The sequence below is a fragment of the Stenotrophomonas sp. INTA L402-1 genome (assembly GCF_059295135.1).
The window spans coordinates 28408-43505 of sequence record NZ_JCAFWP010000015.1 but is presented as its reverse complement, the minus strand read 5'-3'; the positions used below and the strand labels follow the sequence as shown (position 1 = coordinate 43505).

Sequence of the window (15098 nt, the reverse complement as noted above, 5' to 3'; positions counted from 1 at the left end):
CATTGTACCCGCTCGCCACCGCCGGCCCGGGCTCAGGCGGTGGCCCGGATCATCTCGCCCAGGGTGCTGGTGATCTGGTCGATCTGCGCCTTGTCCACGATCAGTGGTGGCGACAGCGCGATGATGTCGCCGGTACAGCGCACCAGCAGCCGGCCGTCCTGGAAGCAGCGCCGGAACACCTCGTAGCCACGGCTGCCGGGGGCATCGCGGCGCGGCGCCAGCTCGACCGCGCCGACCAGCCCGAAGTTGCGGATGTCGATCACGTTGGGCAGGCCCTGCAGCGCATGCAGCCGTTCCTGCCAGTATTCGCCCAGCTCGATGGCACGCTCGAACAGACGCTCCTCGGCATAGACCTCCAGCGTGGCCAGCGCTGCGGCGCAGGCCAGCGGATGGCCGGAATGGGTATAGCCATGGAACAGCTCGATGGCCTGCGGCGGTGCCTGCATCAGGGTTGCATGCACGGCGTCGCTGGCCAGCACGCCACCCAGCGGTACCGCGCCGTTGCTGACCGCCTTGGCGAAGGTCAGCAGGTCCGGGGTGACCCCGAAGCGCTGCGCGGCGAAGGGCATGCCGACCCGGCCGAAACCGGTGATGACCTCGTCGAACACCAGCAGGATGCCGTGGTGGTCGCACAGCTCGCGCAGGCGCTGCAGGTAGCCGGGCGCGGGCAGAATCACCCCGGCCGAACCGGCAATGGGCTCGACGAACACCGCCGCGATGGTCGAGGCATCGTGCAGCGCGATCAGCCGCTCCAGGTCGTCGGCCAGCTCCGCACCCTGGCGTGGCAGGCCCTTGCTGAACGCATTGCGTTGCAGGTCCAGGGTGTGCCGCAGGTAGTCCACGCCACCCAGCTGCAGGCCGAACGGCCTGCGGTTGTTGGGCAGCCCGCCCAGCGCCATGCCGCCGAAGCCGACCCCGTGATAGGCCTTCTCGCGGCTGATGAAGCGGGTGCGCTGGCCCTCGCCACGCTGGCGATGGTAGGCCAGCACGATCTTCATCGCGGTATCCACCGCCTCGGAACCGGAGCTGGTGAAGAACACATGGTTGAGCAGGGCAGGCGCCAGCGCGGCCAGCCGCTGCGCCAGCGCGAAGGCCGGCGGCGAGCCCATCTGGAAGGCCGGCGAATAGTCGAGGGTGCGTGCCTGCTCGACGATGGCCTCGACGATGCGCGGGCGGGCGTGGCCGGCGTTGCAGCACCACAGGCCTGCGGTGCCGTCGAGGATCTGGCGGCCGTCAACGTCCTCGTAGTGCATGCCTTCGGCGCGTACCAGCATGCGCGGCGCGGCCTTGTACTGGCGGTTGGCGGTGAACGGCATCCAGTACGCGTCCAGTGACTCGGGGCGCTGGGTGGCCAGGTCGTGCAGGTCGCTTTCGGGACGCTTCATGCCAGCTCCATCGGGTCCGATGCGACGAATGTAGCGCAGCCGCGTCACGGTGGAGTCGCGGCGGTCCCGGTATAACCAAAGCTCGTTGACCGCTGGAGTTTCCCATGGCCGATTTCCCCGACCGCAGCCACTGGCAGGCGCTGTCCCTTCAGCTCTCGATGCCGGGCCAGGCCTTCATCGATGGCCGATATGTCGATGCCGCCAGCGGCGCCCGCTTCGACTGCATCAGCCCGATCGATGGTCGCGTGCTGGGTGCGGTTGCCGACTGCGACGCGCAGGATGTCGAACGCGCGGTACTGGCCGCGCGGCGCAGCTTCGAGGCGGGCCACTGGTCGCAGGCGAGCCCGGCCCATCGCAAGCGCGTGCTGCTGGCGCTGGCAGCATTGGTGGAAGCGCACGCCGATGAACTGGCCCTGCTGGAAACCCTGGACATGGGCAAGCCGGTGCGTGACGCACGCCGTATCGACCTGCCCGGCGTGGTGCGGTGCCTGAGCTGGACCGCCGAAGCGGTGGACAAGCTGTACGGCGAGATCGCGCCGACTGGCCCGCACGAACTCGGACTGGTCACCCGCGAAGCCGCGGGCGTGGTGGCGGCCATCGTGCCGTGGAATTTCCCGTTGCTGATGGCCTGTTGGAAGATCGCGCCGGCGCTGGCGATGGGCAACTCGGTGGTGCTCAAGCCTTCGGAGCGGTCGCCGCTGAGTGCGCTGCGGCTGGCGGCGCTGGCCGCCGAGGCGGGCCTGCCGGAGGGCGTGCTGAACGTGCTGCCGGGCCATGGCGCGCGCGTTGGCGAACCGCTGGCCCTGCACATGGACGTGGATGTGCTGGCGTTCACCGGTTCCACTGCCACCGGCGCGAAGCTGCTGGAGCATTCCGGGCGATCCAACCTCAAGCGGGTCTGGCTGGAATGCGGCGGCAAGAGCCCGCACGTGGTGTTCGCCGACGCTCCCGATCTGGACGCGGCGGCCAAGGCCGTGGCGCAGGGCATCTTCTTCAACCAGGGCGAAGTCTGTACCGCCGGGTCGCGCTTGCTGGTGCAGCGCTCGATCCGTGAGGATTTCGTGCACCAGGTGGTTGCTTATGGCCAGCACATGCAGCCGCAGCATCCGCTGGACGCCGACGCGCCGATGGGCGCGCTGGTGGACGCCGCGCATCTGGACAAGGTGATGCGGGATATCGCACGCGCCGAAGCTGAAGGTGCCCGCCTGCTGCTGGGCGGGCATCGTGCCGAGGTGGAGGCGGGTGGCAGCTATGTGCAGCCCACGGTGTTCGACCAGGTGCGCCCGGAGCAGGCCTTGGCACGCGAGGAAGTGTTCGGGCCGGTGCTGGCGGTGCTCGGTTTCGACGACGAGGCCGAAGCCGTGCGCGTGGCCAACGACAGCCGCTACGGACTGGCCGCCGGTCTCTGGACACGCGATCTGGGCCGCGCGCATCGGGTTGCGCGCCAGCTGCGCGCCGGCAGCGTCTGGGTGAACGGCTGGGATGGCGGCGACATGACCGCACCGTTTGGTGGTTACAAGCAGTCCGGCAACGGCCGGGACAAGTCACTGCATGCGTTCGACAAGTACAGCGAGATCAAGGCCACCTGGATCCAGCTGTAACGACGCGGCTGCTCGACGCTGCAGAAGAATGGCGCCTGCCATCCTTGTTGGCATCGGTGTCGGTTGAAACCATCGCCCCGTGCGGCCACCGGCCCGTGGCAGAATCGGGCGATCCGCCGTTACCCGTGTTGCCGATGTCGACGATCACCGCTGCCGCGCCTTCCGTGAATTCCCCCAGTCGAGTCCTGCTGGCCAGCCTGATCGGCACCACCATCGAGTTCTTCGATTTCTACATCTACGCCACGGCCGCGGTGCTGGTGTTCCCGCACCTGTTCTTCCCGGACAGCAGCGAACAGGCGGCGCTGCTGCAGTCACTGGCAACGTTCGCGGTCGCGTTCATCGCGCGTCCGGTGGGCTCGGCAGTATTCGGCCACTTCGGTGACCGTATCGGCCGCAAGGCCACGCTGGTGGCCGCGCTGCTGACCATGGGCCTGTCCACGGTGCTGATCGGTTTGCTGCCAACCCACGCGCAGATTGGCCTGTGGGCCCCGGCGTTGCTGGCGCTGTGCCGTTTCGGCCAGGGCCTGGGGTTGGGTGGCGAATGGGGTGGGGCGGTGCTGCTGGCCACCGAGAACGCGCCGCCGGGCAAGCGCGCCTGGTACGGCATGTTCCCGCAGCTGGGCGCACCGCTGGGCTTCCTGCTGTCAGCCGGCATCTTCCTGGTGCTCGGCCGTTGCCTGAGCCAGGACGACTTCCTGCAGTGGGGCTGGCGTATCCCGTTCGTGGCCAGCGCTCTGCTGGTCGGCCTTGGCCTGTGGGTGCGCCTGAACATCCACGAGACGCCCGATTTCAAGAAAGCGCTGGAGCGCAAGGCGCCGGTGCGGCTGCCGATGTGGACGGTACTGCGTGACCATCCGGTGCCGATGCTGCTGGGCACGCTGGGTGCGTTCGCCACCTTCGTGCTGTTCTACCTGATGACGGTGTTCAGTCTCGGCCATGGCACCGCGGTGCTGGGCTACAGCCGCGAGCAGTTCCTGCTGATGCAGATGGCCGGCATGCTGTTCTTCGCGCTGGGTATCCCGCTGTCGGCGCGCTATGGCGACCGTTGGGGCACGCGGCGCACGATGATCGTCGCCAGCGTACTGATCGTCGGCTTCGGTGTGCTGTTCGCACCGCTGTTCCAGCCGGACAGCCCGTGGCTGGTCACCGGCTTCCTGTGCCTGGGCCTGTTCCTGATGGGCCTGACCTACGGCCCTTGTGGCACCTTCCTGGCCGAGATCTACCCGGTGGAAGTGCGCTATACCGGTGCCTCGTTGTCGTTCAACCTGGCCGGCATCCTGGGTGCGGCACCGGCGCCCTACCTGGCCACCTGGCTGGCTGAACGCTTCGGCCTGGTCGCGGTGGGCTACTACCTGTGCCTGACCGCGGTGGCGACCCTGTGCGCGCTGATCGCGCTGCATCGGCGCGCACTGCGGCTCAACCAAAGAAGCGCTTGAGCGTGCGCCCCAGCCAGCCGCCGCTCTGGTGTTCGCGGGCGAACTGGTTCAGGTGTGCCTTGACCTGATCGGCGTAGGCCTGGTCATCGCCGCGGATGTGGTTGAACAGCCAGCGCGAGAGCATGGTGCGCAGCTCGTCGCTGATGTCTTCGCCAGCCTGGAAGCGCAGCCGGTACTCGGCCACGCGCTTGATGAAGACCTCATGCACGCGCTTGTGCGCGGCACAGAACGGATAGCCCGCTTCCTCCATCAGCTCTTCCTCGAACGCGAAGTGCGACATGGTGTAGTCCACCACCTCGTCGATGACTTCACCCACTGCCGCACGCTGCATGCTGGTCTGTGCCACGTGCAGGTGGTTGAGCATTTCGATGATGCGGCGGTGTTGTTGGTCGATCACATCGATGCCGATGTTCAGATCGTCCTGCCAGACCAGTAGTGCCATCCCCGGCTCCCCTTCATGCGTATGTCGGGGCCGACTGTAGGGCCGCCGCGACTGGGCGGCGTTGATCTGGATCAAAGCAGGCCGGTCAGGGCAGGGCGGGCTCGCGGGGGCGCAGCTGACTGGCCACCGTGGTGCAGCTGACCCGGTTGCGGCCACCGGCCTTGGCCAGGTACAGCTGGCGGTCGGCCTCGGAGATCAGCCGGTGCAGCGCATCGCGCTGCGGGCGCAGGCAGCACAGGCCGATGCTGACGGTCATGCGAAGCGTCGCGGTGCCGATGTCCACTTCCAGCGCGGCGATGCGCTGGCGCAGCTCCTCGAAGTACTGCAGTGCCTCGTCCTGTTCCATGTCCGGCACCAGCAGGCAGAACTCCTCGCCACCGAAGCGTGCGATCAGGTCCTGGCTGCGTGCATGCGCGGCCACCGCACCGGCCACCGCGCGCAGCGCATCATCGCCGGCCTCGTGGCCGTGAGTGTCGTTGATGTGCTTGAAGTGATCGATGTCGATCATCGCCACCGCCACGCACTGGCCATGCAGCTGCAGCTGCGGCAACTGGCGCTGGCTCTGTTCCAGGAAGCAGCGGCGGTTGGGCAGGCCGGTGAGGAAGTCGCGGGTGGCCAGGTCCTGCAGGGTGCCGATCAGTTCCAGCTGGTCCACGTTCTGCGAGACCCGGCAGAAGAATTCCTCGCGCGAGAATGGCTTGCGCAGGAAGTCGTTGGCACCGTTCTTCAGGAAGCGCGGGATCAGCGAGGCGTCGGTGTTGCCGGAGATACCGATCACCGCCACCTTGTCGCGCGAGCGCAGGGTGCGCAGGCGGCGGGTGAATTCCACGCCCTGCATGCCGGGCATTTCCTGGTCGACCACCGCCAGGCGGATCGCCGGATGCGCCTCGATCGCGGCCAGGCCCTCGTTGCCATCGGCCGCTTCGTGCACCTCATGGCCGTACATACGCAGCAGGGCGGCGGCATAGCCGCGCGCGGACGGCGAATCGTCCACCACCAGCGCCGCGATGCGACGGTTGCGTTCCAGCCGCTGTACCAGCCACACCAGGTAGTCGATGCTGCCGGGGGTGTTCTTCAGTACGTAGTCGATGATCTGCTGCTGCAGCACGCGCTTGCGCAGGTCCTCGTCGTACACGCCGCTGACCACCACGGTCGGCAGGTCGCGCTTGAGGAAGAACTCGACCACCGCATCGCGGTCGCCGTCGGCCAGCACCAACCCGGTCAGCACCAGGAACCAGCCGCCACCCTCGCTCAGCAGGCGATCGGCCTCGGCCAGGGTGGAGGCGATCACCACCGGCAGTTCCAGGCGCTGCTCGATGGCCTCGCGCAGCATGCCGGTGAACGCACGGGAGTTTTCGACCAGCAGGATCCGCTGTGGCAGCGGATCGGTCAGGTCGCCATCGACGGCGGCCTGCGGCAGGACGGGCATGATGCGGTGGCTCACGAAGGAGGGCTCGGCACGGATAGCGGCGGTTTCGGGTGTAACTTTAGGACGAAAACGTCCGTGCTCGTCGTTTGGCCTATTGCTCAGATGGGAAGCGGTTAGTATCAGCTGGAGGTTCTCGACTTCAACTTCGACCTGGAGGTCACTGTGCGATTTTCATGTTTTGGTGCGGCCACTGGATTTCTGATGCTTGCCGCTGCCCCGGCAATCGCGGGCGGTCCCTCGGATTTTCATGGAAAGCCATTGGCTACGGCTGGGTTGGGGCAGGCCAGTCCGGCTGCAGTCAATCTCAGCCAGGATCCCAGCTGGCAGCTGTATGGATTCCAGCGTGACGGCATCACCTATTTGCAGGTGAACGACCTCCTCGGAAACGTGCAGTTGATCATCGGCAACGCAGGTGGGGCCTACTGGGTGCTGCCGGCAGGCAACAATGTGGCCAGGGTTTCGCTGCCCCAGCAGAAGATCCAGATACCGGCAGGCGCCAGCCGCTCGCAGATCTACAGCGGCAGCGATTTTTCGCTGGTGCGTTATCGTAGTGGCGGCGAAGTCATCTGGTCGGTTGAAACACCGTAAAGGCGCAGAAGTGCGCAGCGGCGTCGGGATCTTCTGCGCCGCTGCGCTTGCCGCGATGAACGCGGGCAGAGGGCGATTATGGTAAGGCCGGCCTTTTGGCGGACACCGGCCATCAGATCTGGGTCTGCGAGTTTCCTTGTCCGGAGGTCGTCACGTGATCCATAGCGTTGAACGACGCAATGCCGATGGCGGCGGAGTCCCCCGTTTCCACCATCGCCATTCGTATCCGATTCCGATGGCACTGCACTGTTCCGCCATAGGCAATCGTTCGGCCAGCCAAGCGCTCGACAGTGGCGGTGACAGTGGACGGCGACAGGCTGCGGTATGAATCCAGCAGTGCGACCGTCATCAGGATGCCGCGGCGTCCTCCTCTCCTGCCGCAACGCACGCGGATGCTGATCTGGCCGGATTCACTGTTGATCAACAGCGAAACGGCATCGGTGAGGGCGCGATAGGCGGCCAGCTGCAGGCCGACACTGAGCTGACAGGGATCGCCGAGCAATCGAGGGCGCATCACGCGATGGCTCAGGTCCCAGGTTTCGCGTACGCCGCCGGCCTGTAGGGCGACGTAGAGCCCAAGATGTTCCAATGCTGCGGGGTAGACCATGCTGGTTTGTTCGCGGAATTGTCGCGAATGGACCGAAGCCATATGCAGGAGACTGTTCGCTATCGTGGGATGGCCATGCGCATTGAGCCAATTCACTACCTCGCCGAGCGAGGTGTCGATGCCGTCCCCCAGCTTCCTCAGGTGCCGCGCGCGCTCACGGAGATCAAGCTCGCTTGCGACCAGTGAATTCCGCGCGTGCTTGAGCGCATCTCTTTCACCCACTTCGCCCAATCGCGAACGGTGGTAATAGTGGGTGATGCGCGACCCTAACACCAGCAGTGCAGCGCCGGTGACCGCCATGATCTGCTGGGTCGCGAACGCAGCTGGATCGAATGCACCCGTGTAGGGGCTTGGGGTGGTCAGGCCAATGATCAGGTTGAGCGACGGTACTCCGATCGCCGCACCTCGCCAGCCATACAGACAGGTGAGCACGACGACAGGCAGAGCCATCAGCAGCTGCATCGATGTCTTGGCGTTGGCTTCGTCCAGGGGGAGCTGTGCGGCATACAGGCCAATCATCGCCATCAGCGTCAGGGCAGCGAGTGCAGGCGGGGCGAAACCTGATGTCCAACGGGCGTTGCCGGTCCGGCGTGTCCACAGCAACGCAAGCGGTGCAAGGGTTAGTATGCCGATGAAGTCGCCAACGACCAAGCGCGCGATGCTGGCAAGCACCGGCATCTCCGGCGGTGTCGGCCACAGAAGGTGCGCCAACATCAGATTGAGCGCTGTGACGACCATGGCCGAAGCCGCCGCGACTGAAATCAGCCACGCATTCTTCGTGGTCACCATCATTTTCCGGTGCAGATGCACGATCAGCATCACTGCAGGCATCAGCAGTGCCGAACCAAGCACTATCCAGGCCAGTCCATACTTCTCGATCATTGGCACGCGCATCTGTGCAAAGTAGGCGTATTCGCCCAGCAGCAGATACGGCCACCATCGGGGGGGAAACAACAGCACCGCAGCCACGCGGACGCCGGCGGGCAGGTAGAACTGGTCGAGCGACAACTGACGAGACGCCCAGCATGCGATGGCGTACAACAGCGCAAGGACCAGCCCCGCCGGGCGGATACGCAACTTCAACTGCAGGCCTTCATTCCACCAGTTCAATCGCACATCTCCCTCTAGTACGTTCCCTGTCAGTATCCATTCGCCGCGGGACCCGGTTCTGAGGGACGGTATCGGCATGAAATAGATAATGCAATTGCCGATGCGATCTGCCGATCAAATGAGAATTCCGTCACGCCCTCCTGGATGAGTGCTCTTCACATGCCGTGGAGGACCAGGAATTGCCGGTTCTTCGGAATCTCTCCGTGTCAGCTCACTGCTTCACCACAACGCATCCCGCAGCTTGTACCACGACATCGCTGCCACCAGCAGCGGCATCCGCAGCAGCCGCCCACCAGGGAAGGGCGCGTGCCGCAGGCGCTGGAACACGTCCAGACGCTCGCTCTGGCCGGCAATGGCGGCGGCGATCACCTCGCCGGCCAGCCCGGCGGCGGCCACCCCATGGCCGGAGAACCCCTGCGCGAAGTACAGGTTGCCGTCCAGCCGACCCCAATGCGGGGCGCGGTTGCGGGTAATGTCCACATAACCACCCCAGACCTGGTCCAGTGCCACGTCGGCCAGCTGCGGGAACACCTGGTGCATGCGCCGCTGCATCACCCCGCGCAGGCCGGGTGGGGGCAGGGCCGAGTAGCTGGCGCGGCCGCCGAACAGCAGCCGGTGGTCGTGGCTGAGGCGGAAGTAGTCCAGAGCCCATGCGGTGTCGGCCACGGCCATGTTGTTGCCGATCAGCGCCCGGGCGCGTTCAGCACCCAGCGGTTCGCTGGCGCCGATATAGGTGCCGACCGGCATGATCCGCCGCTCCAGCACGGGCAGCAGGCCCTGCAGCCAGGCGTTGCCGGCCACCACCAGATGCGCAGCGCGCACGCTGCCCTGAGCGGTATGCAGGGAAGGCTGTGGTCCCCGCTGCACGCGGGTCACCGCGGAGTTCTCGTGGATCACCACGCCGGCGGCGCGCGCCGCGTCGGCCAACCCGCGTGCATACGCCAGCGGTTGCAGGTGCGCGCTGAGCGGGTCGAACATCGCGGCGCGGTAGCGTGGGCTGTCCAGCTGCGCGCGCAGGGCATCACGGTTCCACCATTGCATCGGGTAGTCGTAGTGGCGCTGCAGGTGCTCGCAGTTGGCCAGTAGTTCACGCTCATGCCGTTCGCGGATGGCGACGCTGGCATGGCCTTCCACCCAATGGCAGTCGATGCCGTGGCGATCGATGCGGGTGCGCATCGCCTGCACCGCGTCACGCGACCAGTCGAACAGGTGGCGTGCATCGTCGCGGCCGAGCTGGCGCTCCAGCTCGTCCACCTCGCAGCCATAGCCCACCAGCGCCTGGCCACCGTTGCGACCGGACGCGCCCCAACCGATCCGCTGCGCGTCCAGCACCACCACGCGCTGGCCACGCGTAGCCAGTTCCAGTGCTGCGGTCAGGCCGGTGTAGCCCGCGCCAAGCACTGCGACATCGGCCTGCACATTCCCCTGCAGCGAGGGAAGTGCGGGCGGCTCGGGCAAGCTGGCGGCGTACCAGCTGGGCGGGAAGGCGGCGCTCATCGCAGGCCTTGCGGGCGCAGTACGGACGGGCGGAGCGGGGGAGGGCGATCAGCGTTCACGCGCTTAGTTTCGCCGATGCGTGACGGCCATGGTGTGACGGCGACGACTTGCCGCGTTCGCCGGGCGACGGGTAACGTGTCGGCACGCCAAGGAGTTTTCCCATGCGCCGCCTGCCCTGGGTGGGCCTGCCCACCGACAGCACCGTGCTCGGCCATCACCGCTTCGCGGTGGCCGGCGAGAAGTACGTGCGCGCGCTGGCCGAGGCGGCCGAGGTGACCCCGGTTGTGTTGCCGAGCCTGCAGCCTCCTTTGCCGGCTGGCGAATGGCTGCAGGGGCTCGATGGCCTGCTGTTGACCGGGGCGGTCAGCAACATCGAACCGCAGCACTACGAGGGCGGCCGCAGCTGGCCAGGCAATCCGCACGACCCGGCCCGCGATGCCAATGCCTTCGGGCTGCTGCGCGAAGCGCTGGCGTTGGACCTGCCGGTGCTAGCGATCTGCCGCGGCTTCCAGGAGCTGAACGTCGCGCTGGGTGGCAACCTGCATCCGCAGGTGCACGCGGTGCCTGGTCTGGCCGACCATCGCGAAGACCCGCAGGCGCCGGTGGAGGTGCAGTACGGGCCGGCCCACACGGTCACCCTGGCCGCTGATGGCTGGTTGGCGCGGTGGAGCGGCAGTGACCGGACGCAGGTCAATTCGGTACACGGGCAGGGTATCGCTCGTCTGGCGCAGGGGCTCCAGGTCGAAGCCGTGGCCGATGATGGCCTGGTCGAGGCGGCACGCAGCCTGCACCATGATTTCGTGCTCGGCGTACAGTGGCACCCGGAGTGGCGTGTCATGGATTCGCCGTTCTATCACGCTATTTTCCGTGCGTTCGGCCAAGCTTGCCGGCAGCACCAACAGAACCGACTGGATTCCCGATGAGTTCCCGAACGCGCCCGCGCAAGACGGCTACGCCCCCCGCACCGCAGGAAAGCAGTCTGCTGCGTTGGCTGAAGGAGCGGCGCATCACCGAGGTCGAGTGCCTGGTGCCGGACATCACCGGCAACGCGCGCGGCAAGATCATTCCGGCTGACAAGTTCTCGCACGACTACGGCACGCGACTGCCCGAAGGCATCTTCGCCACCACCGTCACCGGCGAGTTCCCTGACGATTACTACGACCTGACCTCGCCGTCGGACTCGGACATGATGCTGCGCCCCGATCCGGACACGGTGCGGATGGTGCCGTGGGCGGCCGATGCCACCGCGCAGGTCATCCACGATTGCTACACCAAGAGCGGTGAGCCGCACGAGCTGGCACCGCGCAACGTGCTGCGCCGCGTGCTGGCGGCCTACGCCGAGCTGGGCCTGCGCCCGGTGGTGGCGCCGGAGCTGGAGTTCTTCCTGGTGCAGAAGAACACCGACCCGGACTTCCCGCTGCTGCCACCGGCCGGCCGCTCCGGGCGTCCGGAAACCGCGCGGCAGTCGTACTCGATCGATGCGGTCAACGAATTCGACCCGATCCTCGACCTGATGTACGACTACGCTGATGCGATGAAGCTGGACGTGGACACGCTGATCCACGAATCCGGCGCGGCACAGCTGGAGGTCAACTTCACCCATGCCGATGCGATGGACCTGGCCGACCAGGTATTCCTGTTCAAGCGCACCATGCGCGAAGCGGCGATGCGCCACGGGGTGTATGCCACGTTCCTGGCCAAGCCGATGGAAAACGAGCCGGGCAGCGCCATGCACATCCACCAGAGCCTGGTGCGGGTGAGCGATGGCAGCAATGTGTTCGCCGGTGAGACCCATGCCGAGGGCGAGTTCAGCCCGGTGTTCGGCCACTACCTGGGCGGCCTGCAGAAGTACGTGCCGCAGGCGATGGCCTTCTTTGCGCCGAACGTGAATTCCTATCGCCGGCTGGTGTTCGGCGAGGTCTCGCCGAGCAACGTGCACTGGGGCTATGACAACCGCACCTGCGGGCTGCGCGTGCCGCTGGACACGCCGGAGAACATGCGCGTGGAAAGCCGCTTCGCCGGTTCCGATGCCAACCCGTACCTGGCGATGGCGGCGACCCTGGCCTGCGGCCTGCTGGGCATCCGCGAGCGGCTGGCACCGGATGCGCCGGTGACCGGCAGCGCCAAGGAACTGGGCTACAACCTGCCGCGCTCGCTGGGCGAAGCGCTGGACGGGCTGGAGCAGTGCAGCGAGCTGCAGGCCCTGCTGGGCGAGCGCTTCTGCCGTGCCTACATCTCGGTCAAGCGCAAGGAATACGAGACCTTTTTCCGTGTCATCAGTTCGTGGGAGCGCGAGTTCCTGCTGCTGAACGTCTGAGCATCTGGAATAGAAAAATCCGCCGCCGGGGGGTAGGCTGGCACCCGTTGCCGGCCCCGCCGGCCCCCCTTCCCGCATTCTGGAGCACCCGATGAAGCTGCGTATCCTCACGCTCGGCCTGGCCTCCGCCATGCTCGCCGCCTGCAGCGGTGGCAACGGCGGCGCGCAGGACAGCCAGGTCCTGAACGTCTACAACTACAGCGATTACATCGCCGAGGACACCATCCCGACCTTCGAGAAGGAGAGCGGCATCAAGGTGACCTACGATGTGTTCGACAGTGATGAGATGGTCGAGACCAAGCTGCTGGCCGGCAACAGCGGCTACGACGTGGTGGTGCCGACCCTGAACTTCTTCGGTCGCCAGATCCAGGCCGGCGTGTTCCTGCCGCTGGACAAGAGCAAGATCCCGAACCTGGCCAACCTCGATCCGGCGGTGATGAAGCGCATCGCCACCCAGGACCCGGGCAACCAGTACGGCGTGCCGTACATGATCGGCACCACTGGCATCGGCTACAACGTGGAGATGCTGAAGCAGCGCTTCGGCGGCAGCACCGACATCGCCAACAGCTGGGACCTGGTGTTCAAGCCGGAGAACATCAGCAAGATGAAGGACTGCGGCGTGACCATCCTGGACACGCCGGCGGACATGATCCCGATCGCGCTGCATTACCTGGGCCTGGACCCGCACAGCGGCGACCCGGCCGAGCTGCAGAAGGCGGCCGACCTGCTGAAGTCGATCCGTCCGTACGTGCAGAACTTCCACTCCTCGCAGTACGTGGGTTCGCTGGCCAATGGCGGCACCTGCCTGGTGGTGGGCTGGTCGGGTGACATCATCCAGGCCCGCGACCGCGCCGAGGAAGCCAGCAATGGCGTGCACGTGGCCTACTCGATCCCGAAGGAAGGCGCCCCGCAGTGGTTCGACATGCTGGCGATCCCGAAGGATGCCAAGCATCCGGAAGCCGCGTACGCGTTCATCAACTACCTGCTGCAGCCGAAGGTTGCCGCGGCCAACACCAACTTCATCCACTACGCCAACCCGGTGCCGACCGCGACCCCGCTGGTGGATGAGGCGATCCGTACCGACCCGACCATCTACCCGCCGGCCGACGTGGCCGACAAGATGTTCACCTATTCGATCAATACGCCGGAAACCGACAAGCTCTACACCCGGCTGTGGACCGAGGTGAAGACCGGCCGTTAAGCCGGTCTGGCGCCGCCGGGCCATGCCCGGCGGATTGCTTCATCCTTGGCCGGGCGCGGTACTGCCGCCCTGGTCAAGGTGCCGCAGGATCGCCGGCAACAGGTCACGTGCATCGCGACCGCCGTTGCACAAGAACGACGAACTCATCCGCTGCAGGTTGTGCATGCCGATGAAGAACAGCCCCGGATGCGGTGAAACGCCGAACTCGCCGAGCGGATAGCCATGTGCGTCCAGCACGCCCTGCACGTCGAGCCACGGCCATTCGGCGACGAAGCCGGTGGCCAGCACCACCGAACGGATGCCTTCCGTCCGCAGATCCAGTTCACGCGGGGCGGCGTCCGGCTCCCAATGCAGATAGACCTCGTCGGGAATGTAGCGGGCATCGTCGGTGCGCGGTTCGGGCCGCGTGGCGTAGTACGCGCTGGCCAGCGAATCGAGATAGGCATATTCGGTCCGTGTCGCCTCGATCGCGGTGCGCAGCTGCGGGCGCACATCGGCGAAGCGGGCGACGTTTCCATCGAAGCCCTGCAACCGACCCAGCAGCCTGATGCCTGCGCGGTGCATCGCCAGCAGGCTGATCGAGCTGCCCAGGCCGGCACGCCCCTTGCCGGAAATCAGCGGGAATTCGGCGGTACGGGCCTTGCGCAGCGCATCCGGTTCTCCGGCCAGGACGGCGGCCGCTTCACTCACATGCTGGTGGATACGCCCGGCCATGTCCCACCAGGTCATCGAGTCCTTGCCGCGCAGCCGGCGGGTATGCGAATGCCGCTGGGCCAGTGACCAGTGCACGCTGCGACCGCTGTCGCGCAGGTCCTGGGCGATCTGCGCGCCGGACTGGCCGCCACCGATGACCAGCACGCCGCCGTCGGGCAGCGGGCGGGGGCTGCGGTAGTCGCCGGAGTGCAGCAGCGTCAGACCCGGTGCGGGCGCGAAGGGGACCCGGGGCATCCGCGCGCGCCGGTATTCGCCGGTAGCGACCACAACCGCCCCAGCCCGGATCAATCCGTGGCTGGTTTCGATGGCATAGCCGCCCGATTCGGGCGTGACCCGCTGAACCGCACAACCTTCGCTGATCGGCAACGAACGTTCGTCGGCATAGTCGCGCAGCCGCCGGATCACCTCCGGGGCCCCCATGAAACCTTCCGGGTCGTCACCCGCATAGGCATGGCCGTGCAGGGCCATCGTCGCGTTGGCGGTGTTGGTCTGGAACGAATCCCAGCGGCGCTGCCAGCTGGCGCCCACGGTTTCGGCCTCCAGCACGCGATGCTCGACGCCGGCTTCCTGCAGGAGCGCGCTGAGGGACAGCCCGGCCTGGCCGGCGCCGATGATGACCAGCGGCAGCGTTGCAGGCAGGGAGCCCGGCAGGCGGGGCGGGAAAGGGGAGGGGCGGTCCGGGGAAGTCACCAGGGTGGGTCCATGCAAGGGCTTGATCCGGGCCATTGCGCGGGGAATGCCCCGGGCCATCAACAGATCCGGTTCTGAAAA

The 15098-nt window shown here is 66.6% G+C and carries 12 protein-coding genes; 6 read left to right on the top strand and 6 right to left on the bottom strand.

Annotation, left to right across the window (positions count from 1 at the left end; genetic code table 11):
* Positions 1-32: 32 nt before the first annotated feature.
* A complete protein-coding gene (gene aptA, locus AC5O77_RS10660) occupies positions 33-1385 on the bottom strand; it encodes an omega-aminotransferase AptA (RefSeq protein WP_494506797.1) in 1353 nt (450 codons plus the stop codon).
* A gap of 104 nt (positions 1386-1489) precedes the next feature.
* On the opposite strand from aptA, the gene AC5O77_RS10655 reads away from it, so the two are divergent.
* Both AC5O77_RS10655 and AC5O77_RS10650 read left to right on the top strand, forming a co-directional pair.
* Positions 1490-2986, top strand: a complete 1497-nt coding sequence (locus AC5O77_RS10655) for an aldehyde dehydrogenase (RefSeq protein WP_494506796.1) — start codon at positions 1490-1492, stop codon at positions 2984-2986.
* 134 nt (positions 2987-3120) lie between these two features.
* Positions 3121-4422, top strand: a complete 1302-nt coding sequence (locus AC5O77_RS10650) for an MFS transporter (RefSeq protein ID WP_494506795.1) — start codon at positions 3121-3123, stop codon at positions 4420-4422.
* On the opposite strand, the gene AC5O77_RS10645 is transcribed toward AC5O77_RS10650, so the two are convergent.
* Together AC5O77_RS10645 and AC5O77_RS10640 are read right to left on the bottom strand one after the other, a co-directional pair.
* On the bottom strand, positions 4403-4864 hold the full coding sequence (locus AC5O77_RS10645) for a bacteriohemerythrin (RefSeq protein ID WP_012510567.1): 462 nt from the start codon (positions 4862-4864) through the stop codon (positions 4403-4405). The genes AC5O77_RS10650 and AC5O77_RS10645 overlap by 20 nt on opposite strands.
* An 85-nt stretch (positions 4865-4949) precedes the next feature.
* On the bottom strand, positions 4950-6293 hold the full coding sequence (locus AC5O77_RS10640; protein ID WP_494506794.1) for a diguanylate cyclase: 1344 nt from the start codon (positions 6291-6293) through the stop codon (positions 4950-4952).
* Between the two features lie 201 nt (positions 6294-6494).
* Here AC5O77_RS10640 and AC5O77_RS10635 point away from each other — a divergent pair, with 201 nt between their 5' ends.
* Positions 6495-6881 carry a hypothetical protein gene (locus AC5O77_RS10635; RefSeq protein WP_258015752.1) on the top strand — a complete coding sequence of 129 codons (387 nt, stop codon included), beginning with the start codon at positions 6495-6497 and terminating at the stop codon, positions 6879-6881.
* 112 nt (positions 6882-6993) lie between these two features.
* Here the strand turns inward: AC5O77_RS10635 and AC5O77_RS10630 are convergent, their stop codons facing one another.
* Entirely contained in the window at positions 6994-8604 is a 1611-nt protein-coding gene (locus AC5O77_RS10630) for an MASE1 domain-containing protein (protein ID WP_343205448.1), read from the bottom strand.
* A 213-nt stretch (positions 8605-8817) separates the two neighbouring features.
* Positions 8818-10095, bottom strand: a complete 1278-nt coding sequence (locus AC5O77_RS10625; protein ID WP_125893497.1) for an NAD(P)/FAD-dependent oxidoreductase — start codon at positions 10093-10095, stop codon at positions 8818-8820.
* Positions 10096-10256: 161 nt separating this feature from the next.
* Between AC5O77_RS10625 and AC5O77_RS10620 the strand changes: the two genes are divergently transcribed.
* The 3 genes from AC5O77_RS10620 (at position 10257) to AC5O77_RS10610 (ending at position 13613) form a co-directional block, all read left to right on the top strand.
* Positions 10257-11018, top strand: a complete 762-nt coding sequence (locus tag AC5O77_RS10620; protein ID WP_125893499.1) for a gamma-glutamyl-gamma-aminobutyrate hydrolase family protein — start codon at positions 10257-10259, stop codon at positions 11016-11018.
* Positions 11015-12412: a glutamine synthetase family protein gene (locus AC5O77_RS10615; protein ID WP_049423285.1), complete on the top strand. Its 1398-nt coding sequence runs from the start codon at positions 11015-11017 to the stop codon at positions 12410-12412. The genes AC5O77_RS10620 and AC5O77_RS10615 overlap by 4 nt, the downstream gene beginning before the upstream one ends.
* A 91-nt stretch (positions 12413-12503) precedes the next feature.
* Positions 12504-13613, top strand: coding sequence for a polyamine ABC transporter substrate-binding protein (locus AC5O77_RS10610; protein WP_032127877.1), 1110 nt, complete (start codon positions 12504-12506; stop codon positions 13611-13613).
* Between the two features lie 39 nt (positions 13614-13652).
* Here AC5O77_RS10610 and AC5O77_RS10605 read toward each other — a convergent pair whose 3' ends face one another.
* Positions 13653-15053: a flavin-containing monooxygenase gene (locus AC5O77_RS10605; protein ID WP_494506803.1), complete on the bottom strand. Its 1401-nt coding sequence runs from the start codon at positions 15051-15053 to the stop codon at positions 13653-13655.
* Between the last annotated feature and the right edge of the window lie 45 nt (positions 15054-15098).

Coding starts and splice junctions, on each gene's coding strand:
- AC5O77_RS10640 (WP_494506794.1), bottom strand. CDS start 6,293: ATGCCCGTCCTGCCGCAGGCCGCCGTCGATGGCGACCTGACCGATCCG.
- aptA (WP_494506797.1), bottom strand. CDS start 1,385: ATGAAGCGTCCCGAAAGCGACCTGCACGACCTGGCCACCCAGCGCCCC.
- AC5O77_RS10635 (WP_258015752.1), top strand. CDS start 6,495: ATGCTTGCCGCTGCCCCGGCAATCGCGGGCGGTCCCTCGGATTTTCAT.
- AC5O77_RS10625 (WP_125893497.1), bottom strand. CDS start 10,095: ATGAGCGCCGCCTTCCCGCCCAGCTGGTACGCCGCCAGCTTGCCCGAG.
- AC5O77_RS10645 (WP_012510567.1), bottom strand. CDS start 4,864: ATGGCACTACTGGTCTGGCAGGACGATCTGAACATCGGCATCGATGTG.
- AC5O77_RS10605 (WP_494506803.1), bottom strand. CDS start 15,053: ATGGCCCGGATCAAGCCCTTGCATGGACCCACCCTGGTGACTTCCCCG.
- AC5O77_RS10655 (WP_494506796.1), top strand. CDS start 1,490: ATGGCCGATTTCCCCGACCGCAGCCACTGGCAGGCGCTGTCCCTTCAG.
- AC5O77_RS10620 (WP_125893499.1), top strand. CDS start 10,257: ATGCGCCGCCTGCCCTGGGTGGGCCTGCCCACCGACAGCACCGTGCTC.
- AC5O77_RS10615 (WP_049423285.1), top strand. CDS start 11,015: ATGAGTTCCCGAACGCGCCCGCGCAAGACGGCTACGCCCCCCGCACCG.
- AC5O77_RS10650 (WP_494506795.1), top strand. CDS start 3,121: ATGTCGACGATCACCGCTGCCGCGCCTTCCGTGAATTCCCCCAGTCGA.
- AC5O77_RS10610 (WP_032127877.1), top strand. CDS start 12,504: ATGAAGCTGCGTATCCTCACGCTCGGCCTGGCCTCCGCCATGCTCGCC.